27 protein-coding genes are annotated in these 25,901 nt (G+C 72.5%); 15 read left to right on the top strand and 12 right to left on the bottom strand.

Annotated features, from left to right (window positions below; all coding sequences use genetic code 11):
* Positions 1 to 49: 49 nt before the first annotated feature.
* Both ACFXJ5_RS18590 and ACFXJ5_RS18595 read right to left on the bottom strand, forming a co-directional pair.
* A complete protein-coding gene (locus ACFXJ5_RS18590; protein WP_384631882.1) occupies positions 50 to 1,102 on the bottom strand; it encodes a WD40/YVTN/BNR-like repeat-containing protein in 1,053 nt (350 codons plus the stop codon).
* A gap of 63 nt (positions 1,103 to 1,165) precedes the next feature.
* Positions 1,166 to 2,011, bottom strand: coding sequence for a DUF6528 family protein (locus ACFXJ5_RS18595; protein ID WP_384631653.1), 846 nt, complete (start codon positions 2,009 to 2,011; stop codon positions 1,166 to 1,168).
* Positions 2,012 to 2,087: 76 nt separating this feature from the next.
* Here ACFXJ5_RS18595 and ACFXJ5_RS18600 point away from each other — a divergent pair, with 76 nt between their 5' ends.
* The 3 genes from ACFXJ5_RS18600 to ACFXJ5_RS18610 all read left to right on the top strand — a co-directional run bounded on the left by ACFXJ5_RS18600 (position 2,088) and on the right by ACFXJ5_RS18610 (position 7,184).
* On the top strand, positions 2,088 to 2,594 hold the full coding sequence (locus ACFXJ5_RS18600; RefSeq protein ID WP_384631655.1) for a GNAT family N-acetyltransferase: 507 nt from the start codon (positions 2,088 to 2,090) through the stop codon (positions 2,592 to 2,594).
* Positions 2,595 to 2,674: 80 nt separating this feature from the next.
* Complete coding sequence (locus ACFXJ5_RS18605) at positions 2,675 to 5,020, top strand: Tex family protein (RefSeq protein WP_384631656.1); 2,346 nt, start codon at positions 2,675 to 2,677, stop codon at positions 5,018 to 5,020.
* Between the two features lie 253 nt (positions 5,021 to 5,273).
* A complete protein-coding gene (locus ACFXJ5_RS18610) occupies positions 5,274 to 7,184 on the top strand; it encodes a Xaa-Pro dipeptidyl-peptidase (RefSeq protein ID WP_384631885.1) in 1,911 nt (636 codons plus the stop codon).
* 23 nt (positions 7,185 to 7,207) lie between these two features.
* Here ACFXJ5_RS18610 and ACFXJ5_RS18615 read toward each other — a convergent pair whose 3' ends face one another.
* Positions 7,208 to 8,332, bottom strand: a complete 1,125-nt coding sequence (locus ACFXJ5_RS18615) for a 5-methyltetrahydropteroyltriglutamate--homocysteine S-methyltransferase (protein WP_384631658.1) — start codon at positions 8,330 to 8,332, stop codon at positions 7,208 to 7,210.
* 120 nt (positions 8,333 to 8,452) lie between these two features.
* Here ACFXJ5_RS18615 and ACFXJ5_RS18620 point away from each other — a divergent pair, with 120 nt between their 5' ends.
* The 5 genes from ACFXJ5_RS18620 (at position 8,453) to ACFXJ5_RS18640 (ending at position 12,523) form a co-directional block, all read left to right on the top strand.
* A complete protein-coding gene (locus ACFXJ5_RS18620) occupies positions 8,453 to 10,165 on the top strand; it encodes a cholesterol oxidase substrate-binding domain-containing protein (protein ID WP_384631660.1) in 1,713 nt (570 codons plus the stop codon).
* Between the two features lie 93 nt (positions 10,166 to 10,258).
* Positions 10,259 to 11,524: an MFS transporter gene (locus ACFXJ5_RS18625; protein ID WP_384631887.1), complete on the top strand. Its 1,266-nt coding sequence runs from the start codon at positions 10,259 to 10,261 to the stop codon at positions 11,522 to 11,524.
* A 102-nt stretch (positions 11,525 to 11,626) separates the two neighbouring features.
* Positions 11,627 to 12,019, top strand: coding sequence for a hypothetical protein (locus ACFXJ5_RS18630; RefSeq protein ID WP_384631662.1), 393 nt, complete (start codon positions 11,627 to 11,629; stop codon positions 12,017 to 12,019).
* 61 nt (positions 12,020 to 12,080) lie between these two features.
* Complete coding sequence (locus tag ACFXJ5_RS18635; protein WP_384631664.1) at positions 12,081 to 12,239, top strand: hypothetical protein; 159 nt, start codon at positions 12,081 to 12,083, stop codon at positions 12,237 to 12,239.
* A gap of 101 nt (positions 12,240 to 12,340) precedes the next feature.
* On the top strand, positions 12,341 to 12,523 hold the full coding sequence (locus tag ACFXJ5_RS18640) for a hypothetical protein (RefSeq protein WP_384631666.1): 183 nt from the start codon (positions 12,341 to 12,343) through the stop codon (positions 12,521 to 12,523).
* A 69-nt stretch (positions 12,524 to 12,592) separates the two neighbouring features.
* On the opposite strand, the gene ACFXJ5_RS18645 is transcribed toward ACFXJ5_RS18640, so the two are convergent.
* A complete protein-coding gene (locus ACFXJ5_RS18645; RefSeq protein WP_384631668.1) occupies positions 12,593 to 13,093 on the bottom strand; it encodes a VOC family protein in 501 nt (166 codons plus the stop codon).
* A 115-nt stretch (positions 13,094 to 13,208) separates the two neighbouring features.
* Between ACFXJ5_RS18645 and ACFXJ5_RS18650 the strand changes: the two genes are divergently transcribed.
* The 3 genes from ACFXJ5_RS18650 to ACFXJ5_RS18660 all read left to right on the top strand — a co-directional run bounded on the left by ACFXJ5_RS18650 (position 13,209) and on the right by ACFXJ5_RS18660 (position 16,142).
* Positions 13,209 to 13,751, top strand: coding sequence for an MOSC domain-containing protein (locus ACFXJ5_RS18650; protein WP_384631670.1), 543 nt, complete (start codon positions 13,209 to 13,211; stop codon positions 13,749 to 13,751).
* A 199-nt stretch (positions 13,752 to 13,950) separates the two neighbouring features.
* Positions 13,951 to 14,970: an isopenicillin N synthase family dioxygenase gene (locus tag ACFXJ5_RS18655; protein WP_384631672.1), complete on the top strand. Its 1,020-nt coding sequence runs from the start codon at positions 13,951 to 13,953 to the stop codon at positions 14,968 to 14,970.
* Between the two features lie 74 nt (positions 14,971 to 15,044).
* A complete protein-coding gene (locus tag ACFXJ5_RS18660; protein ID WP_384631674.1) occupies positions 15,045 to 16,142 on the top strand; it encodes a PP2C family protein-serine/threonine phosphatase in 1,098 nt (365 codons plus the stop codon).
* Between the two features lie 127 nt (positions 16,143 to 16,269).
* Here the strand turns inward: ACFXJ5_RS18660 and ACFXJ5_RS18665 are convergent, their stop codons facing one another.
* A complete protein-coding gene (locus tag ACFXJ5_RS18665) occupies positions 16,270 to 17,073 on the bottom strand; it encodes a peptidoglycan recognition protein (RefSeq protein WP_384631676.1) in 804 nt (267 codons plus the stop codon).
* A gap of 85 nt (positions 17,074 to 17,158) precedes the next feature.
* Positions 17,159 to 17,623, bottom strand: coding sequence for an SAM-dependent methyltransferase (locus ACFXJ5_RS18670; RefSeq protein ID WP_384631678.1), 465 nt, complete (start codon positions 17,621 to 17,623; stop codon positions 17,159 to 17,161).
* 82 nt (positions 17,624 to 17,705) lie between these two features.
* Here ACFXJ5_RS18670 and ACFXJ5_RS18675 point away from each other — a divergent pair, with 82 nt between their 5' ends.
* Entirely contained in the window at positions 17,706 to 18,449 is a 744-nt protein-coding gene (locus tag ACFXJ5_RS18675; RefSeq protein ID WP_384631680.1) for a class I SAM-dependent methyltransferase, read from the top strand.
* Positions 18,450 to 18,500: 51 nt separating this feature from the next.
* On the opposite strand, the gene ACFXJ5_RS18680 is transcribed toward ACFXJ5_RS18675, so the two are convergent.
* The gene (locus tag ACFXJ5_RS18680; protein WP_384631682.1) at positions 18,501 to 19,298 is read right to left on the bottom strand and encodes a class I SAM-dependent methyltransferase; all 798 of its coding nucleotides are present in this window, start codon (positions 19,296 to 19,298) and stop codon (positions 18,501 to 18,503) included.
* Between the two features lie 9 nt (positions 19,299 to 19,307).
* On the bottom strand, positions 19,308 to 20,549 hold the full coding sequence (locus ACFXJ5_RS18685; protein ID WP_384631684.1) for a DUF4032 domain-containing protein: 1,242 nt from the start codon (positions 20,547 to 20,549) through the stop codon (positions 19,308 to 19,310).
* Between the two features lie 45 nt (positions 20,550 to 20,594).
* On the opposite strand from ACFXJ5_RS18685, the gene ACFXJ5_RS18690 reads away from it, so the two are divergent.
* The gene (locus ACFXJ5_RS18690) at positions 20,595 to 21,968 is read left to right on the top strand and encodes an FAD-dependent oxidoreductase (RefSeq protein WP_384631686.1); all 1,374 of its coding nucleotides are present in this window, start codon (positions 20,595 to 20,597) and stop codon (positions 21,966 to 21,968) included.
* A 36-nt stretch (positions 21,969 to 22,004) separates the two neighbouring features.
* Here the strand turns inward: ACFXJ5_RS18690 and ACFXJ5_RS18695 are convergent, their stop codons facing one another.
* Positions 22,005 to 22,814 (bottom strand): hypothetical protein, encoded by an 810-nt coding sequence (locus ACFXJ5_RS18695; RefSeq protein ID WP_384631890.1) that lies wholly within the window; start codon positions 22,812 to 22,814, stop codon positions 22,005 to 22,007.
* A 175-nt stretch (positions 22,815 to 22,989) separates the two neighbouring features.
* On the opposite strand from ACFXJ5_RS18695, the gene ACFXJ5_RS18700 reads away from it, so the two are divergent.
* On the top strand, positions 22,990 to 23,301 hold the full coding sequence (locus ACFXJ5_RS18700; protein WP_384631688.1) for a hypothetical protein: 312 nt from the start codon (positions 22,990 to 22,992) through the stop codon (positions 23,299 to 23,301).
* Here ACFXJ5_RS18700 and ACFXJ5_RS18705 read toward each other — a convergent pair.
* Together ACFXJ5_RS18705 and ACFXJ5_RS18710 are read right to left on the bottom strand one after the other, a co-directional pair.
* Positions 23,298 to 23,696: a VOC family protein gene (locus ACFXJ5_RS18705; protein WP_384631689.1), complete on the bottom strand. Its 399-nt coding sequence runs from the start codon at positions 23,694 to 23,696 to the stop codon at positions 23,298 to 23,300. The genes ACFXJ5_RS18700 and ACFXJ5_RS18705 overlap by 4 nt on opposite strands.
* A gap of 177 nt (positions 23,697 to 23,873) precedes the next feature.
* Positions 23,874 to 24,449 (bottom strand): PadR family transcriptional regulator, encoded by a 576-nt coding sequence (locus ACFXJ5_RS18710; RefSeq protein WP_384631691.1) that lies wholly within the window; start codon positions 24,447 to 24,449, stop codon positions 23,874 to 23,876.
* A gap of 95 nt (positions 24,450 to 24,544) precedes the next feature.
* On the opposite strand from ACFXJ5_RS18710, the gene ACFXJ5_RS18715 reads away from it, so the two are divergent.
* Positions 24,545 to 25,318, top strand: coding sequence for an alpha/beta fold hydrolase (locus ACFXJ5_RS18715; RefSeq protein WP_384631693.1), 774 nt, complete (start codon positions 24,545 to 24,547; stop codon positions 25,316 to 25,318).
* On the opposite strand, the gene ACFXJ5_RS18720 is transcribed toward ACFXJ5_RS18715, so the two are convergent.
* The gene (locus ACFXJ5_RS18720; protein WP_384631695.1) at positions 25,267 to 25,866 is read right to left on the bottom strand and encodes a class I SAM-dependent methyltransferase; all 600 of its coding nucleotides are present in this window, start codon (positions 25,864 to 25,866) and stop codon (positions 25,267 to 25,269) included. The genes ACFXJ5_RS18715 and ACFXJ5_RS18720 overlap by 52 nt on opposite strands.
* Between the last annotated feature and the right edge of the window lie 35 nt (positions 25,867 to 25,901).

Consider the following 25,901-nt stretch of genomic DNA (forward strand, 5'->3'; position numbering starts at 1 on the left):
CGGCCCCCTCCACACCCAGGTGGCCGGTCACCCCGGAAAGGTTGCCGCTCTACGACGAGGAAATGCCCAGCCGCGCGATCCGGCCCTGCTCGCCCGAGGCCCAGCAGCCGCCGTCCGGGGCGCAGCTGACCGTGTCGTACGAGCCCGTGTCGAAGGTCCGCCACGTCCGGCCGCCGTCCGTGGACAGGTCACTGCCGGTCGGCCCGACCGCGACGGCCGAGGACGGGCCGTACGGAAGCCAGCTGACGCCCGAGCGGTACGCGGGCGGGGGCTGCGCCGACGCGGTCCAGGTCGCCCCGCCGTCCCGGCTGACCGCCGCCGCGTCGGGGGAGGCCTGGTCCGCCCGGTAGTCGCCGCCGACCGCGATGCCGTGCCGCCGGTCGCGGAACGCCAGCGCGAAGACACCCTTGGCGGAGTCACCGGCCGGGACGGTGGTGCCGGACGCGGTCCAGGTCAGGCCCCGGTCGCCGGAGTGCAGGACCCGCGCGGTCGCGCCGCCGCCGGTCGCCAGCCACACGTCGTGCCCGCCGGAGCTGACCAGGCACTGGCCGCTCGCGGCGAAGGACGCCTCACCGTCCAGCGCGGCCGGCATCCCGTCGGACGGCAGCACCGCCCAACTGCGGCCGCCGTCGCGGGTGGACAGGAGTCGGTACTTGCCGTCGACCGGGTCGCTCACCGCGAGCCCGTGTTCGTCGTCGAAGAAGGTGACGCAGTCGTAGAAGGCCTTGGGGTCGGTGTTGCGGAAGGTCTCCGTCCAGGTCACGCCGCCGTCGTCGGTCCGCAGCACCCGCGAGGCCTCGCCCTCGCCGATCGCCAGGACCACGGCCCGCCGGGCCCCGAACGCCTCGATGTCACGGAACAGCAGATCCCCCGCGCCCGGCGGCGACACGTCCTGCCAGGTGCGGCCACCGTCCACCGTACGCAGGACCGTACCCTCCGAGCCCGCCGCCCAGGCGGTGCTGCGGCTCACGGCCGCCAGCCCCCGGAAACGGGCGGCGCTGCCGGTCTCCTTCGGCTCCCACGCCGGAGCCGGTGCCGGACGGGCGTGCGCCGGAAAGGCCGTCACAGCGGCAAGTGCCGCCCCACACAGCCCGATTGACATCACACGTCGCATCATCCCCATGGCTGCCATAGCGCAGGAACCTAGCCGACCGACCGGCGATTGTCAGTGGAAGTCCGGGGTCCAGAGCCGCACCTTGTAGAACTCCGCGCCGGGCCGGGTGCGGGAGAAGGTCTTCTTCCCGTCGGCGTCGAAGAAGTCGACCGTCGGCCCGCCCCAGTCGCGCGGCCCCGCGTAGTCCGCCGTGGCGCGCGCCCGGATCCCCGTGGGCTGACTGATGTACGCCTTCACATGGTTGGTGCCGTCGACCTCCTCGTACGTGTTGGTCGTGGCGTCCAGCCGGTAGACCCCGTACGTGTCCGTGAACCACAGCGCGTCCGGCTCCCCGAACACCGGCTGCAGATCGTGCCCCGTGCCCTTGAAGGTCACCCGGCTGTGCACGGCGAGCTTGGTGCCCGCCCCCTTGCCGGAGAGCGAGTAGCGGATGAGCTGCTTGTCGCCGATGGCCCACAGGGCCTTGCGCGCCGGGTCGTAGAGCACGCCGTGCGCCAGGGCCAGGCTGATGGTCCTGAACGGCTTGGTGTGGGTGGAGTCCGCGTAGAAGCGCAGCCGGCCCGGCTTCGTGCTGGCGGTGACGATCACGCCGCCCGGGAGCCGCTCGATCGCGTGCGGATTGTCCGCCGGGGTGCTGACCTGCCAGATGATCTGGCGGGTGGACTTGCGCAGCATCGCGGTCCTCCCGCCGGACGCGGCGACCAGCACCACCGTGCCGTACGCCTTGGTGCTGCGCAGCCGCACGTCGGACAGGTTGTACCAGGGCGACCCCGACCCGCCCGGCGCGTTCCAGCGCCACACGACCGACGACGCCTTCGCCCAGTCGGCTTCCTGGTCGAAGACGATGATGTCGTTCGTGGTCTGCTCGGTCGTCGCTATCGGATACGTCGTCGGCATCGTGCCCCCCCGTGGCGTCGAACTGCCCGTGAATAAATCGGAGGATAGCCGTGCAGGGCCCTGCCAGGATGGCCTTGTGGAGAGAACAGCACAGGGCGACGCGAGCTGGCACGCCGTGCCGACGCCGGTCGGTGATCCCGTCTCGGCGGGACTGCTCCGGCAGTACTTCGAGGACATCGTCAGCCGTTACCACGGACGCCCGATGACCGTCGCCGAGATCGACGACATCCTCGCCGAGTTCACCAGCGCCGATCTCGCCGCGCCCACCGGGCTGTTCCTCGTCGGGTACTACGCCGGAGCCCCCACCGGATGCGTGGGCGTCAAGGTGCTCGGCCCCGGCACGACCGAGCTGAAGCGCGTCTTCGTCCACACCTCCGCCCGTGGCACCGGCGGCGGCCCGGCCCTGGTCGGCGCGGCCGAGCGGGCGGCGCGTGAGGTGTTCGGCGCGAGCGTGATGCGGCTCGACACGCGGAGGGACCTGGTGGAGGCCCGGGCGCTGTATGCCAGGCTGGGCTACCGGGAGATCCCGGCGTATCACGACGACCCGTTCGCGGATCACTTCTTCGAGAAGAAGCTGGACTGAGCGACGCGGCCTGTCTCCCGGACCGGAATCACTCGGCGATAATGCCCGGGTAGTCCAGCGAGAAAGCAGGTCAGTACATCGTGACGACATCGGTGTCGGTGGAACGCAGGATCGCCGAGGAGCTCGGAGTACGGGAAGGCCAGGTGCAGGCGGCCGTCGACCTGCTCGACGGCGGGGCGACGGTGCCCTTCATCGCCCGGTACCGCAAGGAGGCCACCGGCACGCTGGACGACGCGCAGCTGCGCACCCTGGAGGAGCGGCTGCGCTACCTGCGCGAACTCGACGAGCGGCGGACCGCGATCCTGGAGTCGATCGACTCCCAGGGCAAGCTCGACGACGCCCTGAAGGCGCAGATCCTCGCCGCCGACTCCAAGGCCCGGCTCGAGGACATCTACCTGCCCTTCAAGCCCAAGCGCCGCACCAAGGCGCAGATCGCCCGCGAGGCCGGACTCGAACCGCTCGCCGAACGGCTGCTCGCCAACCCGTCGCTCGACCCGCAGGCCGAGGCCGCCGGCTACGTCGACGCGGACAAGGGCGTCGAGGACGCCGCCGCCGCGCTGGACGGCGCCCGGGCCATCCTCACCGAGCGCTTCTCCGAGGACGCCGACCTCGTCGGCGAGCTGCGTACGCGCATGTGGGAGCGGGGCCGCCTGGCCGCCAGGGTCCGCGAGGGCAAGGAGGAGGACGGCGCCAAGTTCGCCGACTACTTCGACTTCGCCGAGCCCTTCACCAAGCTGCCGTCGCACCGTGTGCTGGCGATGCTGCGCGGCGAGAAGGAGGAGGTCCTCGACCTCACCCTGGAGCCCGAGGGCCCCGACGAGTCCGCAGCGGACGGCCCGTCGACCTTCGAGCGGAAGATCGCCCACCACTTCGGCATCACCAACCGCGACCGCCCGGCCGACAAATGGCTCGCCGACACCGTCCGCTGGGCCTGGCGCACCCGCTTCCTGGTCCGCCTCGGCATCGACCTGCGGGTCCAGCTCCGCCAGGCCGCCGAGGACGAGGCCGTGCGCGTCTTCGCCGCCAACCTCCGCGACCTGCTGCTCGCCGCCCCGGCCGGCACCCGCGCCACGATGGGGCTCGACCCCGGCTTCCGTACGGGCGTGAAGGTCGCCGTCGTCGACGACACGGGCAAGGTCGTCGCCACCGAGACCATCTACCCGCACGTGCCGCGCAACAAGTGGGACGAGTCCATCGCGACCCTCGCCCGGCTCGCCGCCGCCCACAAGGTCGACCTCATCGCCATCGGCAACGGCACCGCCTCCCGCGAGACCGACAAGCTTGCCGCCGACCTCATCAAGCGCCACCCGGACCTCAAGCTCACCAAGGCCGTCGTGTCGGAGGCCGGCGCCTCCGTCTACTCCGCGTCGGCGTACGCCTCCGCCGAGCTCCCCGAGCTGGATGTCTCGCTGCGCGGTGCCGTCTCCATCGCGCGCCGGCTCCAGGACCCGCTGGCCGAGCTGGTCAAGATCGACCCGAAGTCGATCGGTGTCGGCCAGTACCAGCACGACCTGTCGGAGCTGAAGCTGTCGCGTTCACTGGACGCCGTGGTCGAGGACTGCGTCAACGGTGTCGGTGTCGACGTCAACACCGCTTCCGCCCCGCTGCTGCGCCGCGTCTCCGGCATCACGGAGGGCCTGGCCGGCAACATCGTCGCCCACCGCGACGCCAACGGCCCCTTCCGCTCCCGCAAGGCCCTCAAGGACGTGGCCCGGCTCGGCCCCAAGGCGTACGAGCAGTGCGCCGGCTTCCTCCGCATCCCCGGCGGCGACGACCCGCTGGACGCCTCGAGCGTCCACCCCGAGGCGTACCCGGTGGTGCGCCGCATCAGCTCCGCCGCCCGCACCGACATCAAGTCCCTGCTCGGCAACGGCACGGTGCTGCGCACGCTGAAGCCGCAGGAGTTCGCCGACGACAACTTCGGCCTGCCGACCGTCACCGACATCCTCGCCGAGCTGGAGAAGCCGGGGCGGGACCCGCGGCCCGCCTTCCAGACCGCCACCTTCAAGGAGGGCGTCGAGGAGCTCAAGGACCTGCGGTCCGGCATGGTGCTGGAGGGCGTCGTGACGAATGTCGCCGCCTTCGGGGCGTTCGTGGACGTCGGCGTCCACCAGGACGGGCTGGTCCACGTCTCCGCCATGTCCAGGACCTTCGTCAGCGACCCGCACGACGTCGTCAAGTCCGGTGACATCGTCCGCGTCAAGGTGCTCGACGTCGACATCCCGCGCAAGCGGATCTCGCTGACGCTCCGCCTTGACGACGACGCGGCCGCTGCCGCCCCCCGCGAGCCCCGCGCCGAGGGCCGCCGCGACCGCCGCGGCGCCCCTCCCCGCCAGTCCCGCGGCGGCTCCTCCCCGCAACCCCCCGCCTCCGGCGCCATGGCCGACGCCCTCCGCCGCGCAGGCCTCGGCGGGAAGGGCCGCTAGCCCGGGGGTGGCGTCGGGCAGAACCAGCCCGTCCGGGCGGAGCCCGGTTTCGGGAAGGGGCGGGGTGGGGGAATCAACTCCCGGCGGGGTGGGGGAATCCCCCCCCCGCCTCAGCCGCCACGGGCCGCACGGAAGTTGACCGGTAACCCACTGTTGGCATGGCGTTGACAACCATTAGCCTCCGCCCGTGCTTTCACACGCGCGGGGGACCCGCACCACATGGATATCCGCCGTGGCGGCGCTGCTGGCCGCCATGCTCGCCGTACTGGCGCTGCCGGGCAACGCCCAGGCGGCGACCGGCGCCCACCCAACAACCGTACGGAACGGTCTGAGCCGGCCGGACTACTCCTACGCCGACGCGATCCGGGAAGCGGTGTGGGTCGACGACGGGCTCGACAGCGACGGCGACGGGAAGACCGACCGGATCGCCGCCGACATCGTCCGGCCCCGCGAGGCCGCCCAGGCCGGGATCAAGGTGCCGGTGATCATGGACGCCAGCCCGTACTACTCCTGCTGCGGGCGCGGCAACGAGAGCCAGCTCAAGACCTACGACGCGAACGGGAACATCGTTCAGGCGCCGCTCTTCTACGACAACTACTTCGTGCCGCGCGGCTACGCGGTCGTCCTGGTGGACCTCGCCGGCACCAACCGGTCCGACGGCTGTGACGACATCGGCGGCCCCTCGGAGGTCGGATCCGCCAAGGCGGTGATCGACTGGCTGAACGGCCGCGCCACCGCGTACCGCACCCGCACCGGGACGGCCAAGGTCACCGCCGACTGGACCAACGGCTCCACCGGCATGATCGGCAAGAGCTGGGACGGCACCATAGCCAACGCCGTGGCATCGACCGGGGTCAGCGGCCTGAAGACCATCGTGCCGATCAGCGCCATCAGTTCCTGGTACGACTACTACTTCCAGCAGGGCGCCGCCCTCTACGACTCGGGCCCCGACTGGCTGTCGGACTACGTCGAGAGCGCGACCGCGAAGAAGAACTGCACCGCCGTACAGGACGCCATCGTCAAGGGCGCGCCACGCACCGGCGACTGGACGAGCTTCTGGTCCGCGCGCGACTACACCACGTCCGCGTCCAAGGTCCGCGCCAGCGTCTTCGCCGTCCAGGGCATGCAGGACCTCAACGTCCGCACCAAGCACCTCGGCCAGTGGTGGGACGCGCTCGCCGCGAACGGCGTCCAGCGCAAGGTGTGGCTGTCGCAGACCGGCCATGTCGACCCGTTCGACTACCGCCGTACGGAGTGGGTCGACACCCTGCACCGCTGGTTCGACCACTACCTGCTCGGCGTACGCAACGGCATCGACCACCAGCCCGGCGCCGACATCGAGCGCAGCCCCGGCCAGTGGACCCAGGACGCCCGCTGGGAGCCGTACGGCACGTCGCAGACCCGGCTGAGCCTGCGCTCCGGCAGCACCGCCGGGCTCGGGACGCTGGGGCTGAAGCCGGCCACGCCGGGCAGCACGGAGTCCTTCACCGACCAACCGGCGCTGGGGGAGGAGGACTGGGCGGCGGCGGCCGACACGGCAACCGCGGCCAAGTCCGCCTTCACCACCGGCACCCTCGGCGAGGACCTGCGCCTGTCCGGCAGCGGCACGGTCACCCTCACCGCGTCCTCGTCGACCGCCAGCGCGCATCTGTCGGCGGTCGTCGTGGACCTCGGCCCGCAGACCATCCGCAACTACCTCGGCGCCAAGGAAGGCATCGTCAACCTGTCCACCCGCTCCTGCTACGGCGACAGCACGGCCGGCGACAGCGCCTGCTTCCTGGACACCGCCGCCGACTCCGAGACCGTGGACTACCAGGTGGTCAGCCGCGGCTGGGCCGACCTCGGCCACTCCGCATCCCTCAGCAACGGCAAGGCTCTGGTGCCGGGCAAGAAGTACACGATGACCGTCAAGCTGGCCGCCACCGACCACGTCTTCCCCGCCGGCCACCGGCTGGCCCTCATCGTCGCCGGCACCGACGCCGGCCTGATCGATCCGCCCGACACCACCCCGACCGTCACCGTCGACCTCGCCCGCTCCTCCGCGAAGCTGCCGCTCGTCGGCGGATTCGGTGCGGTCGTAGGGTCCGCCGGCACCGCCAAGTCCCGCACCCTCGAAGGGCTGACGGCCGCCACCGCACCGGCGACCGCCACCCTGCTCCCGTAAGTCCCGTAAGACCCGTAAGGCGCCTAGCTCCGGCCCCAGACCTCCTCGGCGGTCTCGGCGATCAGCCGGAGCTTGGCGACCTGCTCCTCGTAGGTGAGGACATTGCCCTCCGAGGTCGAGGAGAAGCCGCACTGCGGGGACAGGCACAGCTGGTCGATGTCGACGTAGGCCGCGGCCTCCTCGATGCGGCGCTTGAGCGTGTCCTTGTCCTCCAGCGCGCCGCGCTTGGTGGTGACCAGGCCGAGTACGACGTGCTTTCCCGGCGGGACGAAGCGCAGCGGCTCGAAGCCGCCGGAGCGGGCGTCGTCGTACTCCAGGAAGAAGCCGTCGACGTCGAGCTGGGTGAAGAGCGCCTCGGCGACGAAGTCGTAACCGCCTTCCGCGGCCCACGAGGAGCGGAAGTTGCCGCGGCACATGTGGGTGGTGACGGTCATCCCGTCGGGGCGGCCGGCGAGCGCCTGGTTGATCTGGCGGATGTAGCGCTCGTGCTGGTGGTCGGGGTCCCCGCCCTGCTCGGCGACGAGCTTGCGCTGCCGCGGATCGTTGAGATAGGCGAGGCTGGTGTCGTCGAACTGCAGGTAGGTGCAGCCGAGTTCGCCCAGGCGGCGGACCTCCTCGGCGTAGGCGGCGCTCAGGTCGTGCCAGAAGGGCTCGAGGTCGGGGTACACCTCGGGGTCGATCGCGGCGCGGCCGCCCCGGTAGTGGACCATGCTCGGTGAGGGGATGGTCAGCTTGGGGACGGCGGAGGTGACCGCGTCCTGGAGGAAGCGGAAGGCGTCGGCGAAGATCGTCTCGCGCAGCGAGATCCGGTCGTGGACGCGCAGCGCGGCGGAGGAGAAGTCCAGTTCGCCGCGCTCGTTGTAGAAGTGGACGGCGAGCTTCTCGTCGGTCGGCCGGATCCCGCCCAGCCGGTAGATGAAGTCCATGTGCCACGAGGCCCGGCGGAACTCCCCGTCCGTCGCGGACCGCAGTCCCACGTCCTCCTGCATCCGTACGACCTCGCGCACCGCCTCGTCCTCGACGGCGCGCAACGCGTCGTCGGACAGGGTGCCCTTCGCGTGCTCCTCACGGGCGCGCAGCAGCCTCGGCGGCCTGAGCAGGCTGCCCACATGGTCGGCGCGGAACGGGGGTCGGGTTCGCATCGTCATAGCGCCTCCTTCACGCCGGACGCTAGGCGCGGGGGAGAGGGCAGTCAACGGTTCACTCACATGGGTGAATCGTTTTGACAAAGGGCCTGCCGTTGTCGAGCTCCACCCTACGTTTGCCGCATGACTGACCGAATAAGCCGCCGGGGATTCCTGCTGACAGCCGCCTCGTTGAGCGCGGTGGCCGCCGCCGCACCCCGGGCCATGGCCCAGGAGGCGGCTTCGTCGGACCTGCCCGGCTTCCCCGACGGTGTCGAGCTCTACCGCTCGGCGTACCGCAACTGGGTGGGTGAAATCACCGCCGACGGCCTGTGGGCCTGCGCGCCGAGCGATCCCGACCAGGTGGTCGCCGTCGTCAACTGGGCCCATGAGCAGGGCTGGACGGTACGCGCCCGGGGCTACGCCCACGGCTGGTCACCGCTGACCATCCCCGCCGGGACCGAGTCCGGCGCCCCGCTGCTGCTCGTCGACACCGCCACCCACCTCACCGGCATCGCCCTGGAATCCACCGACCCGGCCGCCGTCCGGGTGGGCGCCGGGGCCTCCCTCGAAGCCCTGCTCGGCCACCTGGAGGCGCAGGGCCTCGGCGTCACCGCCACCCCCGCCCCCGGCGACCTCACCGTCGGCGGCGCTCTGGCCATCGACGCCCACGGCACCGCCGTCCCGGCCCAGGGCGAGAGCCGGCTGCCGGGCCACACGTACGGATCGCTGAGCAATCTCGTCCTGTCGCTCACCGCCGTCGTCTGGGACTCCGCCGGCGGCGCCTACGTCCTGCGTACCTTTGAGCGCGACGACCCGGACTGCGCGGCGCTGCTCACCCACCTCGGCCGCGCCCTGGTCACCGAGGTGGTGCTGCGGGTCGGCGAGAACACCAGCCTGCGCTGCCTCAGCCGCACCGACATCCCGGCCGCCGAGCTCTTCGCGGCCCCCGGCAGCGGCGGGCGTACCCTCGCGAGCTTCCTGGACACGGCGGGGCGGGCCGAGGCGATCTGGTTCGCCTTCACCGAGTTCCCCTGGCTGAAGGTGTGGAGCGTCGCGCCGAACCGCCCGCTGACCTCGCGCCGGGTCACCTCGCCCTACAACTACCCCTTCTCCGACAACGTCCCGGCCGTCGTGGCCGACCTCGCCGGGACGCTGGTGTCCGACGCCGCCTGGTATCTGGCCCCCGTGCTCGGCAACGCCCAGCTCGATGCGGCCGTCCTCGGCCTGACCACCACACTCTCCGCCGACATCTGGGGCCTGTCGAAGAACACCCTGCTCTACATCAAACCCACCACCTTGCGGATGACCGCCAACGGCTACGCGGTGCTGACCTCGCGGGCCGAAGTCCAGCGCGTCGTCGCCGAGTTCACCGACTTCTACCGGGAGCGGCTCACCGCGTACGCCGCGCAGGGGCGCTTTCCCGTCAACGGCACCGTCGAGATCCGGGTCACCGGTCTCGACGACCCCGCCGACGCCGACTCGGCCGGCGCCCGCGCCCCGCTGCTGTCCGCGCTGCGGCCCCGCGCCGACCACCCCGAGTGGGACACGGCGGTGTGGCTGGACGTACTGACCCTGCCCGGCACTCCGTACGCGGAGGCCTTCTGCAGGGAGCTGGAGCGGTTCCTGCTTGCGACATACGACGGCGGCCACGGGCTCACCCGCGTCGAGTGGTCCAAGGGCTGGGCCTATACGGACGAGGCGGCCTGGGCCGACGAGGAGGTGCTGGGCAGCGCCGTGCCCGCGTCCTTCGACGACGGGACCGGACCGGGCTGGGACGGGGCGGCCGCGATCCTGGACCGCCTGGACCCGCACCGGGTGTTCGGCAATGCCCTGCTCGACCGGCTGTTCGGGTGACCGGGCACTGGGGGTACTGTCTGCGGGGTCAGTGAATAGGTGTAAGAGGAAGCAAAGCACTCAGTGGACACCGCGGCGGATGAAGACACCGGCATACCTGGAACACAAGGCGCTTCGAAGCAGGGCGGGTGGCGCCGCTGGGTGATGGACACCCGGCCCCTGCGACATCCCGCGTACCGCCGTCTGTGGTCCTCGACCACCGTCACCGCCGTCGGCAGTCAGCTCACCGCGGTCGCGGTGCCCAAGCAGGTCTACGACATCACCGGCTCCTCCGCCTGGGTCGGCTACGCCAGCATCGCCGGCCTCGTCCCGCTCGTCGTCTTCGCCCTGTGGGGCGGCGCGGTCGCCGACAGCGTCGACCGGCGCAAGCTGATGCTCCTCACCAACGTGGGCCTCGCCGTCACCGCGCTGCTGCTGTGGGCGCAGGCCTTCGCGGGCGGCCGGTCCGTGGCCCTCCTCATGGTGCTGCTCGCCGCCCAGCAGGCCTTCTGGGGCATGAACGCCCCCGCCCGCAGCGCCTCCATCGCCCGCCTGGTCCCCGCCTCGGAGCTTCCGGCGGCCAACGCCCTGGGCTCCACCGTCATGCAGACCGGGCAGATCGTCGGCCCGCTGCTGGCGGGCGTGCTCATCCCGGTCATCGGGCTCGGCGAGCTCTATCTGATCGACGCGATCGCGCTGTGCGCCACCGTCTGGGCCGTGTGGCGGCTGCCGGCGCTGCCGCCGCTCAGCGAGGGCCTCGTGCGGCGGGCCGGCTGGCGCGAAGTCGTCGACGGCTTCCGCTACATCACGGGCCACCGCATCCTGTTGCTGTCCTTCCTCGCCGACATCGTCGCCATGGTCTTCGGCATGCCCCGTGCCCTCTTCCCGCAGCTCGCGGCCACCACGTACGGGGGCTGGGGCAGCGGCTTCGCGCTCGGCCTGCTGTACGCGGCCATCCCGATCGGGGCGGTGGCCGGGGGTCTGCTCTCCGGCACCTTCTCCCGGGCCCGGCGGCACGGGCTCATGGTCATCGTGGCGGTCGTCGCGTGGGGCGCCGCCATCACGGGCTTCGGCCTGAGCGCGAGCCTGTGGTGGGCGGCCGGCTTCCTCGCACTCGCGGGCGTCGCCGACATGGTGTCCATGGTCTTCCGCGGCGCGATTCTGCAGTCGGTCGCCACCGACGACATGCGGGGCCGCATGCAGGGCGTGTTCACCGTCGTCGTCGCCGGCGGCCCACGCCTCGCCGACCTCTTCCACGGCACGGCGGGCTCCGCCCTCGGTACGCGCCCCGCCGTCACGGCCGGCGGCCTGCTCGTCGTGGCGACGATGCTGGGCCTGGCGGTCGCGGTCCCCGCCTTCCGGCGGTACCGGGCCGTCTGACGGCGCGCCCGGCGCCGGAGTTTGCACCCTTGGGGTGAACATGGCACGCGTTCAGCGCAACGACCGGCGGGGTCACGGGCGAAGCCCGGTTATGTGTGAGGCGTGCCGCAAGCCGCAGCCCGCCGCCGCGCAGCGCCGGTCCTGGCCCCGTGGGGGACGGGGGCGGTGCTGGTCGCGGTCGTGGTGTGCCTGCTGCACGTGTTGTGCGGCGCCGGGGCGGCGGGGCCCGCGCAGTGGCGGGCGCCCGAGCGGCCGGTGGCCGTCGCCGCGGGGGATCCGGTGCCGGACTCGGGCTCGCACCACCATCCGGCCTCGCCGGCCCGGCGCGCCGGCGGCCACATGGGACCGCAGCACCGTGCCGTCCCGCCCGGCGGGCACGCCTCGGCCGCCTGGGCGCCGCTCCCGGAGGCTCCTGCCGGTTCACCCCGCGGTCCAGGCCGTGAGGCCTGGCCGCCGGCCGGCTCCGCACTCCCGCACACCGTTCTGCGCTGCTGAGGGCCGGCCGCCCTCAGCCGATCACGTACGTACGCAGAACGACACCGCAGGAGATACCGCAATGCCGCTGGACATCTACGCCGCCCTGGGCGCACTCGTGCGCGCCGAGGCCACCCGTGAGGCCGAGCCGACGCCCGCCGACCCGCAGCAGATGGAGCCGGAGATCCCGGTCGCCGAGGAGCCGGCCGGCGACGACGACCGGATCCGGGACCGCAGCTGAACGTGCCACCCGGCCGGTCCCGGCCCCTGTGGGGAACCGGGACCGGCCGGGTGGCGTTAACTGGAGTGAACGCGGCATGTGCCGCAGACGGAGGCGTGAAGATGTCCAATCGCGCGAAGTACGCAGTGGGTGGGGTGGCGGTCGGACTGATCCTGCTGTGGATCCTGCCGACCTGGATCGCCCTGCTGATCATCGTCGGCGTTCCGGTGGCCGCCTACGTGGCCCTGGACCCCTCGCAGCGGCGCCGTCTGCGCCGGGGGGGCCGCAAGCAGATCGGCCGCTGACAGCAGTCCGGCCACCGCTGACGGTCAGCGTCGCGTCAGGTTCACCGCCGCGTCGGGTTCACCGTCGCGTCAGGTGACGGAGCCCGCCGCCGCGCCGGTCGCGAGGTCCGCGCCCCAGCGGTCGAGCGAGGCCTGGAGGTCGAGCGGGCGCGGCCGCGTGTCCTGCTCGCCGGTGTGCCAGTCCTCGCGCGGGACGCGCCACATGACCTCGAACTCGATGCCGTCGGGGTCCTTGGCGTACAGCGACTTGGAGACCACGTGGTCGCTCGCGCCCACCAGCGCGCCGCGCTCGGTGAGCCGGCGGGCGGTGTCGGCCAGCTCGCCGAGCGTGCCCACCTCCCAGGCGAGGTGGTAGAGGCCGACCCGGCCCTCCTCGGGGCCCGGGGCACCCTCGCCGAGCGCGAAGAGGCCGAGGTCATGGTCGTTGAGGGTGTCCCGGGAGCTCAGGAAGGCCGCGCGGCCGGGGATCTCGACGCTGACCTCGAAGCCGAAGACATCGGTGTAGAAGTCCACGGAGCGGGTTACGTCGCGGATGTAGAGGACCGCATGGTTGAGGCGGCGGACAGGCATGATTCGGCTCCTTGGAAAGTGTCTGTGACCAGCGTAGAGGTGCTTGCTTGAATATTCAAGAAGTCGTCCCGATATGATGATCACCGGGTTTTTTTCCGGCGAGGGGAGCGTCATCATGGGCGGAAAGGTCACCGCGGTCAGCCGCGACGAGGGGCACCGCTTCACCAAACCCGTACGCGACGGCATCAGGCTGCTCACCGGGCTCGGCGTGGAGGGCGACGCCCACCTCGGAGTGACCGTCCAGCACCGCTCACGGGTCGCGCAGGATCCGACCCAGCCGAACCTGCGGCAGGTCCACCTCATCCACGGTGAGCTGCACGACGCGCTGCGCGCGGCGGGCTACGAGGTCCGGCCCGGGGAGCTCGGCGAGAATGTCACCACCCGCGGCATCGACCTGCTCGCCCTGCCCACCGGTACCCGGCTGCGGCTCGGCGCCCAGGCCGTCGTCGAGGTGACGGGACTGCGCAACCCCTGCCTGCAGATCGACAGGTTCCGGCAGGGTGTCCTCAAGGAGGTCGTCGGTCGCGACGAGGCGGGGAACGTGGTCCGCAGGGCCGGCGTCATGGGCATCGTCCTCGCCGACGGCGAGATCCGCCCCGGCGACCCGATCACCGTCGAGCTCCCCCAGGAGCCGCACCAGCCCCTGCAACCCGTCTGAGCCGCCCGCCCTCCGTGCACCGTCCGTGACCTCCAAACGGGCGGTGCTCACTCAGCGCAGTATCCTGGGCCCATGCTTCTGCTCGTACGCCGCCGCCACGTGGACTTCGTCCGCGTCACGAGCATGTCCTGTCTCCGCAGCGCCTGACCCTGACACTCCAGCGCTCCACCCGGCACCCTGCGGAAGACCCGAAGACCTCATGACGCACCAACTCCCCGTGATCGACCTGTCGGCGGCCGACCGTGGCCCCCAGGCCCGCGCCCGGCTCCGTGCCGAGCTGCACTCGGCCGCCCACGACGTCGGCTTCTTCCAGCTGACGGGCCATGGCGTAACCCCCGAAGAGACCGACGCCCTGTGGAGCGTCATACGGGCCTTCTTCGCCCTCCCCGAGGCCGACCGGCTTGCCATCGGCAACCTGGAGTCCCCGCACTTCCGCGGCTACACCCGCATCGGCGACGAGCACACCGGCGGCAGCCCCGACTGGCGCGACCAGCTCGACATCGGCGCCGAGCGGCCCCCGCACATCCCGGGCCCCGGCGAGCCGCCGTACTGGTGGCTGGAAGGCCCCAACCAGTGGCCCGCCGCCCTGCCGGAGCTGCGCGAGCGCGCGCTGGCCTGGATCGACCGGCTCAGCGCTGTCGCCAACCGCCTGCTGCACGAGCTGCTCGCCTCCATCGGCGCCCCCGAGGACTTCTACGACTACGCCTTCGCCGACGAACCGCACCTGCACCTGAAGATGGTCCGCTACCCCGGCAGCGCCCCCAGCGGCGACGGTCAGGGCGTCGGCGCCCACAAGGACTACGGCTTCCTCACCCTTCTGCTCCAGGACGAGGTGGGCGGCCTGCAGGTCGAGCGCGCCGACGGGCGCTTCCACGAGGTGCCGCCGCTGCCCGGCGCCTTCGTCGTCAACCTCGGCGAGCTGCTCGAGGTCGCCACCGACGGCTATCTCAAGGCCACCAACCACCGCGTCGTCAGCCCGCCCGGCGGCCGGGAGCGCTTCTCGGTGCCGTTCTTCTACAACCCGCGCCTCGACGCGAGGATCGCGCCGCTGCCCTTCGAACACGCCCACCACGCGCCCGGCGCCACCCAGGATCCGGCCAACCCGCTCTTCGCCGAGTTCGGCTACAACGAGCTCAAGGGATATCTGCGCGCCCACCCCGGGACCGCACGCCGACACCATGCCGAGCTGCTGCAGTCCGAGGCCGCGCCCACCGCCTGAGCAGGCGGCGCCCGAGGCCCGAGGAGCACCGTTAAGGCCGCGCGCCGGTGGCCACGGGGGACTACCGTGCAGCTATGGGCAGCGAGCCGAACTCGCCCGAGGGCCCCGACACGCTGCGCGTGGCCGGATCCCCGGTCTGGCTGCGGGCACTGCCCGTCGTCATGCTCTTCGTGCTGATCGCGGCCCAGGCCTTCACCCCGGGAGATGTCGACCTCGGCGCCTACTACGCCGCCGTGCCCCCACTGGCCGCCCTCGGGTACGGGGCGCCGGGGACGGCGATCCTGTCGGCCACCGTCCTGGTCGTGATGCAGATGCCCGTGATCGGCGCCGGCAGTCTCGCGTTCAGCGACTCCGGGGCCGTCGGGCTCATCGCCGCCCTCAGCGTGGTCATCGCCGGGGTCCGCCGCCGCTACCACGGCCGCCTGGTGCGGGTCAGCACCGTCGCCGAGGCCGCCCAGCTCGCCGTACTGGCCCCGCTGCCCACCGCCGTCGGGCCGGTGAACTGCGCCGCGCTCTACCGCGCCGCCCAGCGCGGCACCCTGGTCGGCGGTGACCTCTACGACGTAAGGGCCGGGCCGTACGGGGTGCGGGCCCTGGTCGCCGATGTGCAGGGCCACGGCCTGGCCGCGGTAGGCACCGTGGCCGGGCTGCTCGGCGCCTTCCGGGAAGCCGTGCTCGACGTCCCCGACCTGGGCCAGGTCGCCACACGCCTGGAACGACGCCTGACCATCGACGGGGCCGCGGCCGAGGACGGGGACAGCGAGCTGTTCGCCACCGCCCTGCTGCTGGAGTTCCCGGTCGGGCGGGCCGAGGTCCGTGTCGCCTGCTGCGGCCACCCGCCCCCGCTGCTGGTACGCGACGGGCGGGCCCGCGAGATCAGCGCCGAGCCCGCCCCGCCGCTCGGCATGGGCCTGCCGGGCCTCCCGGGGCCTTCCGTGGTGACCGAGCCGCTGCTGCCCGGTGACATGCTGCTGGCCTACACCGACGGGGTGATCGAGGCCCGCGACGCCACCGGCGTCTTCTACCCCCTCGCCGACCGGCTCGTCGCCCGCCTCAAGGACGGCATGGCGGCCACCCCACGGGCCGTCGTGAACGGCATCTGGGAGGACCTGGCCGCGTACGCGGGTGCCGTCGGCGACGACGTCGCCATGCTGGCGCTCGCGCCGCGCTGAGCCAGGCCCTGTCCGGGCGATCACGGGCGGTCCAGGCGTTGTCCGGTGCGTCGCAAGGTGCCCCCAGCGCCTTGCGAGGTGCCGTGCCAGGCGGCGAACGGGCCGCTCGTGACAGCTCGGATAGCGTCTAGCGGCCCTGCAGGCGGGCCGCCTCGGCGCGGATCGCCGGAAGCTTGCCGTACAGGTCGTCGCCCGGGCAGTCGGTGAAGAAGCTGTCGCGGTGACCGGAGATGGCGTGGAACTCCGCGACGGTGCCCTTGCGGAAGCGGCTTTCACTGTTGGTCGACCGGAGTTTCTGGGTGCCGCGGGGGTCCACGCCGGTGAGGCCCAGCTTCCACGCCGAGAGCTGGGCGATGGCCTCGGCCATGGCGCGGGTCACGGTGCCGGTGGCGTCGTAGGTGCCGACCGCGGCGATGCCCATGGTGTCGGTGTTGAACCCGACCGCCTGCGCGCCGGTGACGGGTCGGGAGACGCCGCCTGCCCGGCCCTCGTAGATGGTGCCGCACTTGTCGACGAAGAAGTTGTAGGCGACGTCGTCCCAGTGGTGGTCCTTGACGTGGCCGGTGTAGATGCCACGGATGATCTCGGGCACCTGCCGGCAGTCGTAGCCGTTGCCGTTGTCGGTGTGGTGGAGGAAGACCACCCGCACGGCGTGGCCGTAGCGCGGGGCCTCCTTGCGCAGCGACTCGTCCGCGCCCCACTGTGCCCGCGTGACGATCACCGGGCGGCGCGCGCTGTACGGCGAGAACCGGTGGGCGAAGGAGTGCCGCGGGAGGTCCGGCAGCGGCACCGGGCGCAGTTGGGGGCTGGGGCTGGGCAGCGCTCCGGCGGCCCGGTACGGGAGGGTGTGCACCCCCCAGGCGGCCATGGCTGCGAGGCCCACGATGCCGGCACCCGCGGTGCACAGTGATGCCGCATGAATGGAGCGCATGAACGCATCGTCGGGTCATATGACCGCCGGTCATGGCGACACGCCGGGCGGGGCCGCGGCCTCACCCGGTCGTACGCCCTCCCGATCAGTAGTAGTCGCGCATCAACTCGGTGGCCCACGCGGGCTGGGTGACCTCGCCGAGCGGGCCGAACTCGGCCATCCAGGGCTTGATGTCCAGGACCGGCGTGCCGTCCACCGCGTCGAGGCCGCTGACGTGGATGTCCAGGCCGTCCACCTTCAGCAGCCGGCAGCGGGAGACGCCCAGCAGATTCGGGCGGTTCTTGCCGCGCTGGGCGAAGATGCCGGCCAGTGGCCAGTCCGTGTTGCCACGCGGATGGCGCGCGCCGGTCTCGATCTTCTCGGCCGGTACGCGGTCGAAGTGGAAGACCACCTCGATGTGCGAGAAGCCGTCGAGCCCGTACAGGGCCTCCGGCCCGAACCGCGCGCCGTCCAGCCGGATGACCGCCTCGACGCCACCCCAGTCGTCGTCCTCCACGGGCACGCGACCGCCCACCACCTGACCCACCGGGCGAACCTGGATCTCGGACATCGCGCTGGCTCCTTCTGGTTGTCAGATCACTATGTGAGATATGGGTATCACGTTGTGGACCGGCGTGGGTAGCGTACCCCTCATGACAAGGGAATGGGATGCCAGGACGTACGACGCACTGCCCCTGCCCCACCTGGGATGGGGCCGCCGAACCCTCGCCCGGCTGACCCTGGCCGGCGACGAGCGCGTGCTCGACCTCGGCTGCGGCACCGGACGGGACACCGCCGCCCTCCTCGACCGCCTGCCGCGCGGCCGGGTCGTCGCGGTCGACGGATCCCTGCGGATGCTCGGCCAACTGCGGGCCCGGCTCGACGGACGGCTGGACCGGGTCGACGTCCTGCACGCCGACCTCACCCGGCCGCTGCCGCTGTTCGACGAGGTCGACGCCGTCTCCAGCGTCGCCACCTTCCACTGGATCCCCGACCACGCCGCCCTCTTCGCCCACATCGCGGCCGTCCTGCGCCCCGGGGGTCGCTTCGTCGCCGAATGCGGCGGCCTCGGCAACATCGCGACCGTCTCGGCCGCCGTCGACGACGTCCTGGGCCCCCAGCCCGCCGTCTGGAACTTCGCCGGCGTCGCCGAGACCGAACAGCGGCTCCGCGACGCCGGATTCACCGACATCGAGGTCCGCCTGCTGCCCGACCCGGCGCGGCTGGAGCCCGGTGAGCAACTGCGCAGCTACCTCGCGGTCGTCGTCCTCGGCGGCCAGCTCGAACGGCTGCCGGAAGGCGAGCGCGAGGCGTTCGTCGACGCCGTGGCCGACCGCCTCCCGGAGCCGGTGGTCGACTACGTACGCCTGACGATCTCCGCGACCCGGGCCGGCTGACCCGGGCCGGCTGACCCGGGCCGGCCTCGGACCACGCCGAGGTGGCCCTGCTCACCGATCTGCGGCGGCGGGACCGGGGTCGAGCCGTCGCGCCACCCGCAGCTCCGTCAGGTAGCGCTTGGTGACCCGGCCCCCATGGCGGGTGTCGGCCAGCCGGCCGATGCACCCCAGCAGCCCTTCCCGTGCCTCGGCGGGGAGGGCCCGGTGGCCGGAGTAGGTGAGCAGCACGTCGAGGTACTGCCTGGTGGTGTACGTCAGTTCGCGCTCGTAGCGGCGGAAGACGGCGGGGCCGAAGAGACCGGAGCGGTCGATCTCCTCGCTGTCGAGGGGGAGATCGGCCGCCGGCCGCAGCCGCAGCCCGGGCGGAGTGGCGGGGTCGAAGCGCTCGTAGCAGTCCTGGACCTCGGCGAAGAAGGCCTCGCTGCCGCCCGCCACATGATGGGTGGCCACCGTCGCCAGTACGCCGCCGGGGCGCAGCGCGTCCGCGGCCTTGGTGACCCGTACCGCAGGGTCCAGCCAGTGGAAGGCGGTCGCGCAGAACACGGCGTCGAAGGGCTCCGGTGGCAGCGGCCAGTCCTCGAAGGTGCTCGTCACCACTTCCACCTCCGGGAAGGGCGCGAGCTTGCGCCGGGCCACCGCCGCCATCGACGGGCCGAGCTCAACCGCCGTGATCCGGCAGCCCCGTCGCGCCAGCGGCACCGTGGCCTGCCCGGTCCCGCAGGCGATCTCGAGGATCCGGGGGCGGGGTCCGAGGCCCGCCAGTTCGGCGAGGTCGTCGAACATCTTGGGCGGATAGCCCGGCCGGGCCCGGTCGTAGAGCTCCGCGTCCTGGTCGAACAGCTCGCGCATGGCCTCAGGTTACTCGCCGGCCTGGTCGGGCACGGGCGGCGCCTGCGGGGCGTGCGGCAGCACGTTGCGTACGTAGTCGTCGACCGCGACGTCCAGGCCGACGTCGCGCTGCGCCTGCTCGGACATGAACCACCGGTGCTCCAGCAGCTCGTGGTAGATCTGTGCCGTGTCCAGCGTGCCGCGCAGCTCGCGGGGCACGGCCCGCACCGTCGGCCGGAAGACGTCGCGGACCCAGCGGTGGGCCAGGACCTCGGGGCGGGCGCCGAGGGGATCGCCGGGGGCGTAGTCGTCCTGGGTGGCCATCCAGGTCTCGAGGTCGTTGAGGAGGCTGCGGGCCTGGTTCTCCTCCGCGTCGAGTCCGGTGAGGCGCAGCAGCTGGCGCTGGTGGTGGCCGGCGTCGACGACCTTGGGCAGGAAGGTGACCTGGTCGCCGTCCGGTGACTTCTGGATCTGCATCTCGGCGACGTCGAAGCCGAGTTCGTTGAGGCGGCGGATCCGCAGGTCGATGTGGTGCCGCTTGTCGACCGGGTAGACGGACTCGCGGGTGAGCTCGTGCCACAGCTCGCCGTAGCGGTCGGCGATCGCCTGGCCGAAGGGGATCGGGTCCACCGACGGGTGCAGGGAGCCGCCGGCCTCCAGGTCGAGCAGCTCGCCCGCGATGTTGACCCGGGCGACCTCGATGTCGTAGTCGCGCTGTCCCCGGCTGAGCTGCGGCTGGATCTGGCCGGTCTCGGCGTCCACGAGATAGGCGGCGTACGCACCCGCGTCGCGCCGGAACAGCGTGTTGGACAGGGAGCAGTCGCCCCATGCGAAGCCGGTGAGGTGCAGCCGCACCAACAGCACGGCCAGCGCGTCGAGGAGGCGGTTGACGGTGGTGGGCCGCATCGTCGTCTCGAACATCGAGCGGTACGGCAACGAGCCCACCAGGTGCCGGGTGATCAGTACCGGCTCCAGCGGCTCGCCGGCCGCGTCGGTGCGGCCGGTGACCACGGCGAGGGCGTCCACGGCGGGTATGCCCATCCGGTCCAGGTCGCGCAGCAGTCCGTACTCGCGTACGGCGGCCCACTCGCCGACCTCCTTGACCGCGACCACCTCCTCGCCGGCCCGGGCGAAGCGGACGACGTGCCGGGAGATGCCGCGCGGCAGCGCCACCAGGTACTCGTCCGGCCACTCCTCCAGCGGGATGCCCCAGGGCAGGTCGAGGAGTGCCGCCGGGTGTTCGGGCGCGGTCGCGGTGATCTGCAGCTCCATGACGCACAAGTGTGCGGCATGCGCGCCGCCGCATACGCTGCGGGTATGACGGAACGGCTGGTGGTCATCGGTGGCGACGCGACGGGCATGTCGGCGGCTTCCCAGGCGCGCAGACGCCGGGACGCGGGAGACCTGGAGATCATCGCGTTCGAACGCGGGCGCCACACCTCGTACTCCGCGTGCGGCATCCCGTACTGGGTCGCCGGCGACGTCGACGACCCCAACGCGCTCGTCGCCCGCACCGCGCAGGAGCACCGCGCCCGCGACATCGACCTGAGGCTCGGCACCGAGGCCGTCGAGATCGACCTCGACGGCCGCCGGGTCCTCAGCCGCGAGCAGGACGGCGCCGAGGCCTGGACCGGCTTCGACCATCTCGTCATCGCCACCGGCGCGGTTCCCGTCCGGCCGCCGATCCCCGGCATCGACGCGGACGGTGTCCACGGGGTGCAGACCCTCGACGACGGCGAAGCGCTCGTGGCCGGCATCGACCGCGACGTCGTGCACGACGCGGTCGTGGTCGGCGGCGGCTACATCGGCGTCGAGATGGCCGAGGCCATGCTCCGCCACGGACTGCGCGTCACCCTCCTCGAACGCGACGAACAGCCCATGGCCACCCTCGACCCCGACATGGGTCACCTGGTCCGCGAGGCCATGGAGGGCATGGGCATCCGCGTCGAGACCGGCTCCGCCGTGCGGGAGGTGCTGACCGCAGCCGACGGGCGGGTCCGGGCCGTCGCGACGGACAAGGACGAGTACCCGGCCCAGATCGTCGTGCTCGGCCTCGGCGTACGGCCCGAGACCACCCTCGCCCGCGAGGCCGGACTGCCGCTGGGCGCGTACGGCGGCCTGCTCACCGACCTGTCCATGCGGGTGCGCGGCACGGAGGGGATCTGGGCGGGCGGCGACTGCGTCGAGGTCCTCAACCTCGTGTCCGGCGCGCTGCAGCACATCGCCCTGGGGACGCACGCCAACAAGCACGGCCGGATCATCGGCACCAACATCGGCGGCGGCTACGGCACCTTCCCCGGCGTCGTCGGCACCGCCGTCAGCAAGGTCTGCGACGTCGAGATCGCCCGCAGCGGCCTCAAGGAGTCCCAGGCCCGCGCGGCCGGACTGCGTTACGTCACCGCCGTGATCGAGTCCACCAGCCGTGCCGGCTACTTCCCAGGCGCCGCCCCCATGACCGTCAAGATCATCGCCGAGCAGAGCACGGGCCGGCTCCTCGGACTGCAGATCGTCGGGCGCGAAGGCGCCGCCAAACGCGTCGACATCGGCGCCGTCGCCCTCACCGCCGGCATGACCGTCGGGCAGATGACCGCTCTCGACCTCGGCTACGCGCCGCCCTTCTCACCCGTCTGGGACCCGGTCCTCGTCGCCGCCTCCAAGGCCGCCGACAAGGTCCGTACGACCTGCGGCTGACCTGCGCGGCCGGCCGGTCCGGTCCGGCCGGTCCGCCTAGTCCGGCCGTACGGCCAGCTTGTCCAGCGCCTCCAGCAGCCCCGGCAGGGACGCCCCCCGGCCCACCGGCAGCACCTCGCCGGGCTCCTCGTCGAGCAGGACGAAGGCGATGTCGTCGGTGCGGGCCACCATGCTCCAGTCGGGGCCGTCCACGCGCAGCGTGCGTACGCCTTCTCCGGCCGGCGCCGACCGGATGCGGCCTGCGGGCGGCGGCGTACGTACGTACTCCTCGGCGGCGTCCAGGGCGCGGCGTACGCCCTTGTGCAGGCCGCCGGAACCCTTCGCCGGGGCGGAGTCGGCATCCGCGTCGGCCTCGGCTTCCGTCTCGGTGTCCGTCTCGGCCTCCGTCTTGGCGTCGCCGGTGCCGGGCGGGGTGTCGCCGCCCAGTTGCTCGCGCCAGATCCGCCACTGGAGGGCTATCTCGTCCGCGCCGAGGCGGCGTTGGGCGGGGCCCCAGGTCTCGGTGTCGGGCGGTGACAGCGCGGGCATGCCGCCCACCTCCACCGAGGGGTCGTGGGGGTCGGGTACGCCCGGTGCGGCGACGGCCACGGGGAGGGGCCAGCCGGGGAGGGCGGCGACGACGTAACGGTCGTCGGGCGAGAGGTCGTACTCCAGGCCGCAGTCCCAGGCCGCGAGCGCGCACGCGACGAGGGCGGTGTCGGTGATCGCCACCGTCCAGCGGGCGCCCGCGCCGTCCTGGCCGAAGACCAGTCCGTAACCCTCGTCCGCCGGCTCCAGGCCCAGCTCCGCGCAGGCCGCCGGGTAGTCGTCGGCGAGAACTCCAGGGAACTGCGCGGGCGTCAGCATCGCCGCCGTGAGCACGTACAGCGCGTCGTCGTCGGTCGCGGCCACGAGCCCTCCCCTTCCTCTGGCTGTCGGTGGTCCGCGCACCTTAACCAGGCGGTAACCCCCGCGTCGAGTGGCGGCGTACGGGTTCGCCCGCCGGGGAGGGGGAACAGGTCCGGGGAGAGGGGTGGTGGCCATGCCCGAACTGCTCCGCAGGTTCGCGGACTGGACGAAGCACGCGGCGGCCGCGCTGGCCGCGCCGACGTCCCCGGAGCCGGTGACGACGTCCCGCGAGCGCAATCTGTTCGACGCAGCCGCGGCCTACGTCACCGCATGCATCGCCGACGACCAGGACCGCATCGACGACGCGGCCCGCCGGGTCGCGCCGGACGCCCTGATGTTCGGCGTCACCGAACTCGCCCAGCGCGCCGTCCTCGTCCTGGCCCGCCAGCGCGGCGTCGAGCCGCAGCAGATGGCCCGGGCGCTGCTCGGACTGCCTGCCTCCTAGGCGTCAGGCAACGGCGCGAAGAGGTCGACCGCGTTGCCGTCGGGGTCGCGGAGCGTGGCGTACCGCATGCCCCAGAAGGCGTCCCAGGGCTTGAGGTGGCCGTCGTACCCGGCGTCGACGAGCCCGGCGTAGACGGAGTCGACCTCGCCCGGGTCGTCGCAGGCGAAGGCCAGCGCGGCGCGGTGGCCACCGGACGGCGGGCCCCATGCCGGGTCGAAGGAGCGGATCGTGTCGACGGTGTCCCAGGCGAGCTTGAGGCCGCCGGGCAACTCGGCCTCGACGTGGAGCTGCCCGTCGGCGTCGGCCGGAAGATCGAGGCCGAGCCTGCGGTAGAAGGCGAGCGAGGCGGCCATGTCGGCCACGACGAGTTCGATGACGGCGATTCGGGGAGCCATAAGCCCCCACATTAGGGCCTGTTCGGCCGGTCTCCGTGGGAGAAGGAGCGAAGTCCGGCGCCGGTGATGGTAAGGCGCCGGGATGACCTCGACGGAGGTCCCCGGCTCTGGCGAAGCCGAGAGCCGGGGGAGGTGCTAAGACGGCATTTCGGCGGCGCCGGGAGCCCCCCGGCCCTGTCAGGGCACGCGAGGCCTCGGAGACCGGCCGGACAGAAGGCCCAAGGCGGCACCGCCCTCCAGGGCGGCCAGCGTGGCGTGCAGCCACGTCAGTTCGGCGCGGGTGGTGGCCCGGGCGATGGCCAGCATTCCCTGGCGGAAGGGGTCGTCGAACTCCTCGGCGGGCAGGGGCCGGTCGCCCTCGTAGAAGAAGCTCGAGGGCTGCTCCAGGAAGGTCAGCCGGCGCCGGAGCACGGCGGCCTGCTGCGCCGGGTCCTCCAGGTGGCGCAGAAAGGCCAGCAGGGCGAACCAGCGGTTCTCGTCGGTGATGTCGAGGTCCGAGGGCTCGGCGAGGCGGCGGCGCAGTTCGGCGCGGCCGTCCGGGGTGAGCGTGAGGGCGTGGCGCGGGGCGGCGACGGCGCCGGGACGGGTCTCGCGGCGGAGCCAACCGGCCTTTTCCAGGCGCTTGATGGCCGGGTAGAGGGTGCTCTCGGCGACGGGTTTGACGTGGCCGGTGAGCGCGGCGATGCGCTTGCGCAGGTCGTAGCCGTGCAGTTCGGCGTCGTAGAGGAATCCGAGGATCGCGAGCTCCAGCATGCGTCGCATTCTGCCGTACTGGCGTTGTACATCCCTTCCGCTATACATCGACGGCGATGTATAGTCCCGGGCATCGCATCGAGAGGAGAGCGTTCATGCGGCACGCCCCCATCACCCCCGACGGATCGTGTATCCGTTGGACCGAGGCGCCCGGAGAAGGTCCCGCCCGGGTGTACGTCCACGGGCTCGGCGCGTCCTCGGCTGTCTACTTCGCCCACATCGCGGCCCACCCCGCGCTGGCCGGACGGCGGTCGCTCTTCGTCGACCTGCCGGGCTTCGGCATCAGCGACGCGCCCGCCGGCTTCGGCTATTCGCTCGAGGAACACGCCGACGCCCTGGCCGTGGCGCTGGACGCCGCCGGGGTGAGCGGCGCCGAACTCGTCGCGCACAGCATGGGCGGGGCGGTGGCGATCGTGCTGGCCGCCCGTAGGCCGGACCTGGTCGGGCGGCTGGTCCTGGCCGAGGCGAATCTCGACCCGGATCCGCCGGTCACGGCGGGGAGCAGTGGCATCGCGGCGTACACCGAGCGGGACTTCATGCACGGCGGAGGGCGGGTCGAGGTGCTGGGCCGTATCGGGCCGGAGTGGGCGGCGACCATGCGGCACGCCGATCCGACGGGCCTGTACCGCAGCGCCGTCCGGCTGGTGCGGGGAACCAGGCCCACGATGCGGGAGCTGCTGCTCGGCCTGGACATCCCCCGTACGTATCTCAACGGGGAGCTGAGCGGCGAGCTGCCGGGCCATGACGAGCTGCTGGCGGCCGGGGTGGCCGTGGTGACCGTGCCCGGCGCCGGTCACTGCATGATGTTCGACAACCCTCAGGCCTTTGTCGAAGCCATCGCCAGGAACCGGGAGTCGGTGTCGGTGTAGGCGGTCAGCGTCCAGCCCGAAGCGGCCAGCAGCGGCCGCAGGTTGGGCTCGGCGCGCAGGTCGTCCGGGGTGAGCGTGCGGCCCTGACGGGCGGCCAGCGCGGCACGGCCGATGGGGTGGAAGAGGGCGAGCCGCCCGCCGGGCCGGGTGACCCGGGCCAGCTCGCGCAGGGTGGCGCCGGGGTCGGGCAGATGGCCGATGAGCCCGGCGGCGAAGACCGCGTCCAGGGCGGTGTCCCGCAGCGGCAGCCGTGCCGCGTCGGCCAGCAGCAGCGCCCCGTCCCGGTCCCGGCCCTTCGTCAGGGCGGCCGCCAGCATCTCGGGGGTGAGATCGGCCCCGATCACGACCCCGCTCGGCCCGACCGCCGTGCGCAGGAAGGTCAGCGCGCGCCCGGTGCCGCAGCCCGCGTCGAGCACGGTCTGGCCGGGCCGCAGGCCGAGTTCGGTGACGGCGGCCTGGTACGCCGGGCTGTCGTCCGGGTAGCGGGTTTCCCAGTCGGCGGCCCGGGCGGCGAAGAACTCCCGGACCTGTGCGGGGTCGGTGTGCACGTCGGCTGCCTCCGGGTTCCGGGGTGTACGGGGGT

Origin of the sequence: Streptomyces sp. NPDC059373 (genome assembly GCF_042751495.1) — a bacterium.
In the GTDB taxonomy this organism is placed as follows: domain Bacteria; phylum Actinomycetota; class Actinomycetes; order Streptomycetales; family Streptomycetaceae; genus Actinacidiphila.

Excerpts from the sequence above, each read along its gene's own strand:
- ACFXJ5_RS18590 (WP_384631882.1), bottom strand. The coding sequence starts at position 1,102 with ATGTCAATCGGGCTGTGTGGGGCGGCACTTGCCGCTGTGACGGCCTTT.
- ACFXJ5_RS18595 (WP_384631653.1), bottom strand. The coding sequence starts at position 2,011 with ATGCCGACGACGTATCCGATAGCGACGACCGAGCAGACCACGAACGAC.
- ACFXJ5_RS18610 (WP_384631885.1), top strand. The coding sequence starts at position 5,274 with ATGCTCGCCGTACTGGCGCTGCCGGGCAACGCCCAGGCGGCGACCGGC.
- ACFXJ5_RS18615 (WP_384631658.1), bottom strand. The coding sequence starts at position 8,332 with ATGACGATGCGAACCCGACCCCCGTTCCGCGCCGACCATGTGGGCAGC.
- ACFXJ5_RS18620 (WP_384631660.1), top strand. The coding sequence starts at position 8,453 with ATGACTGACCGAATAAGCCGCCGGGGATTCCTGCTGACAGCCGCCTCG.
- ACFXJ5_RS18635 (WP_384631664.1), top strand. The coding sequence starts at position 12,081 with ATGCCGCTGGACATCTACGCCGCCCTGGGCGCACTCGTGCGCGCCGAG.
- ACFXJ5_RS18640 (WP_384631666.1), top strand. The coding sequence starts at position 12,341 with ATGTCCAATCGCGCGAAGTACGCAGTGGGTGGGGTGGCGGTCGGACTG.
- ACFXJ5_RS18645 (WP_384631668.1), bottom strand. The coding sequence starts at position 13,093 with ATGCCTGTCCGCCGCCTCAACCATGCGGTCCTCTACATCCGCGACGTA.
- ACFXJ5_RS18650 (WP_384631670.1), top strand. The coding sequence starts at position 13,209 with ATGGGCGGAAAGGTCACCGCGGTCAGCCGCGACGAGGGGCACCGCTTC.
- ACFXJ5_RS18655 (WP_384631672.1), top strand. The coding sequence starts at position 13,951 with ATGACGCACCAACTCCCCGTGATCGACCTGTCGGCGGCCGACCGTGGC.
- ACFXJ5_RS18660 (WP_384631674.1), top strand. The coding sequence starts at position 15,045 with ATGGGCAGCGAGCCGAACTCGCCCGAGGGCCCCGACACGCTGCGCGTG.
- ACFXJ5_RS18665 (WP_384631676.1), bottom strand. The coding sequence starts at position 17,073 with ATGCGCTCCATTCATGCGGCATCACTGTGCACCGCGGGTGCCGGCATC.
- ACFXJ5_RS18670 (WP_384631678.1), bottom strand. The coding sequence starts at position 17,623 with ATGTCCGAGATCCAGGTTCGCCCGGTGGGTCAGGTGGTGGGCGGTCGC.
- ACFXJ5_RS18675 (WP_384631680.1), top strand. The coding sequence starts at position 17,706 with ATGACAAGGGAATGGGATGCCAGGACGTACGACGCACTGCCCCTGCCC.
- ACFXJ5_RS18680 (WP_384631682.1), bottom strand. The coding sequence starts at position 19,298 with ATGCGCGAGCTGTTCGACCAGGACGCGGAGCTCTACGACCGGGCCCGG.
- ACFXJ5_RS18685 (WP_384631684.1), bottom strand. The coding sequence starts at position 20,549 with ATGGAGCTGCAGATCACCGCGACCGCGCCCGAACACCCGGCGGCACTC.
- ACFXJ5_RS18690 (WP_384631686.1), top strand. The coding sequence starts at position 20,595 with ATGACGGAACGGCTGGTGGTCATCGGTGGCGACGCGACGGGCATGTCG.
- ACFXJ5_RS18695 (WP_384631890.1), bottom strand. The coding sequence starts at position 22,814 with ATGCTGACGCCCGCGCAGTTCCCTGGAGTTCTCGCCGACGACTACCCG.
- ACFXJ5_RS18700 (WP_384631688.1), top strand. The coding sequence starts at position 22,990 with ATGCCCGAACTGCTCCGCAGGTTCGCGGACTGGACGAAGCACGCGGCG.
- ACFXJ5_RS18705 (WP_384631689.1), bottom strand. The coding sequence starts at position 23,696 with ATGGCTCCCCGAATCGCCGTCATCGAACTCGTCGTGGCCGACATGGCC.
- ACFXJ5_RS18710 (WP_384631691.1), bottom strand. The coding sequence starts at position 24,449 with ATGCTGGAGCTCGCGATCCTCGGATTCCTCTACGACGCCGAACTGCAC.
- ACFXJ5_RS18715 (WP_384631693.1), top strand. The coding sequence starts at position 24,545 with ATGCGGCACGCCCCCATCACCCCCGACGGATCGTGTATCCGTTGGACC.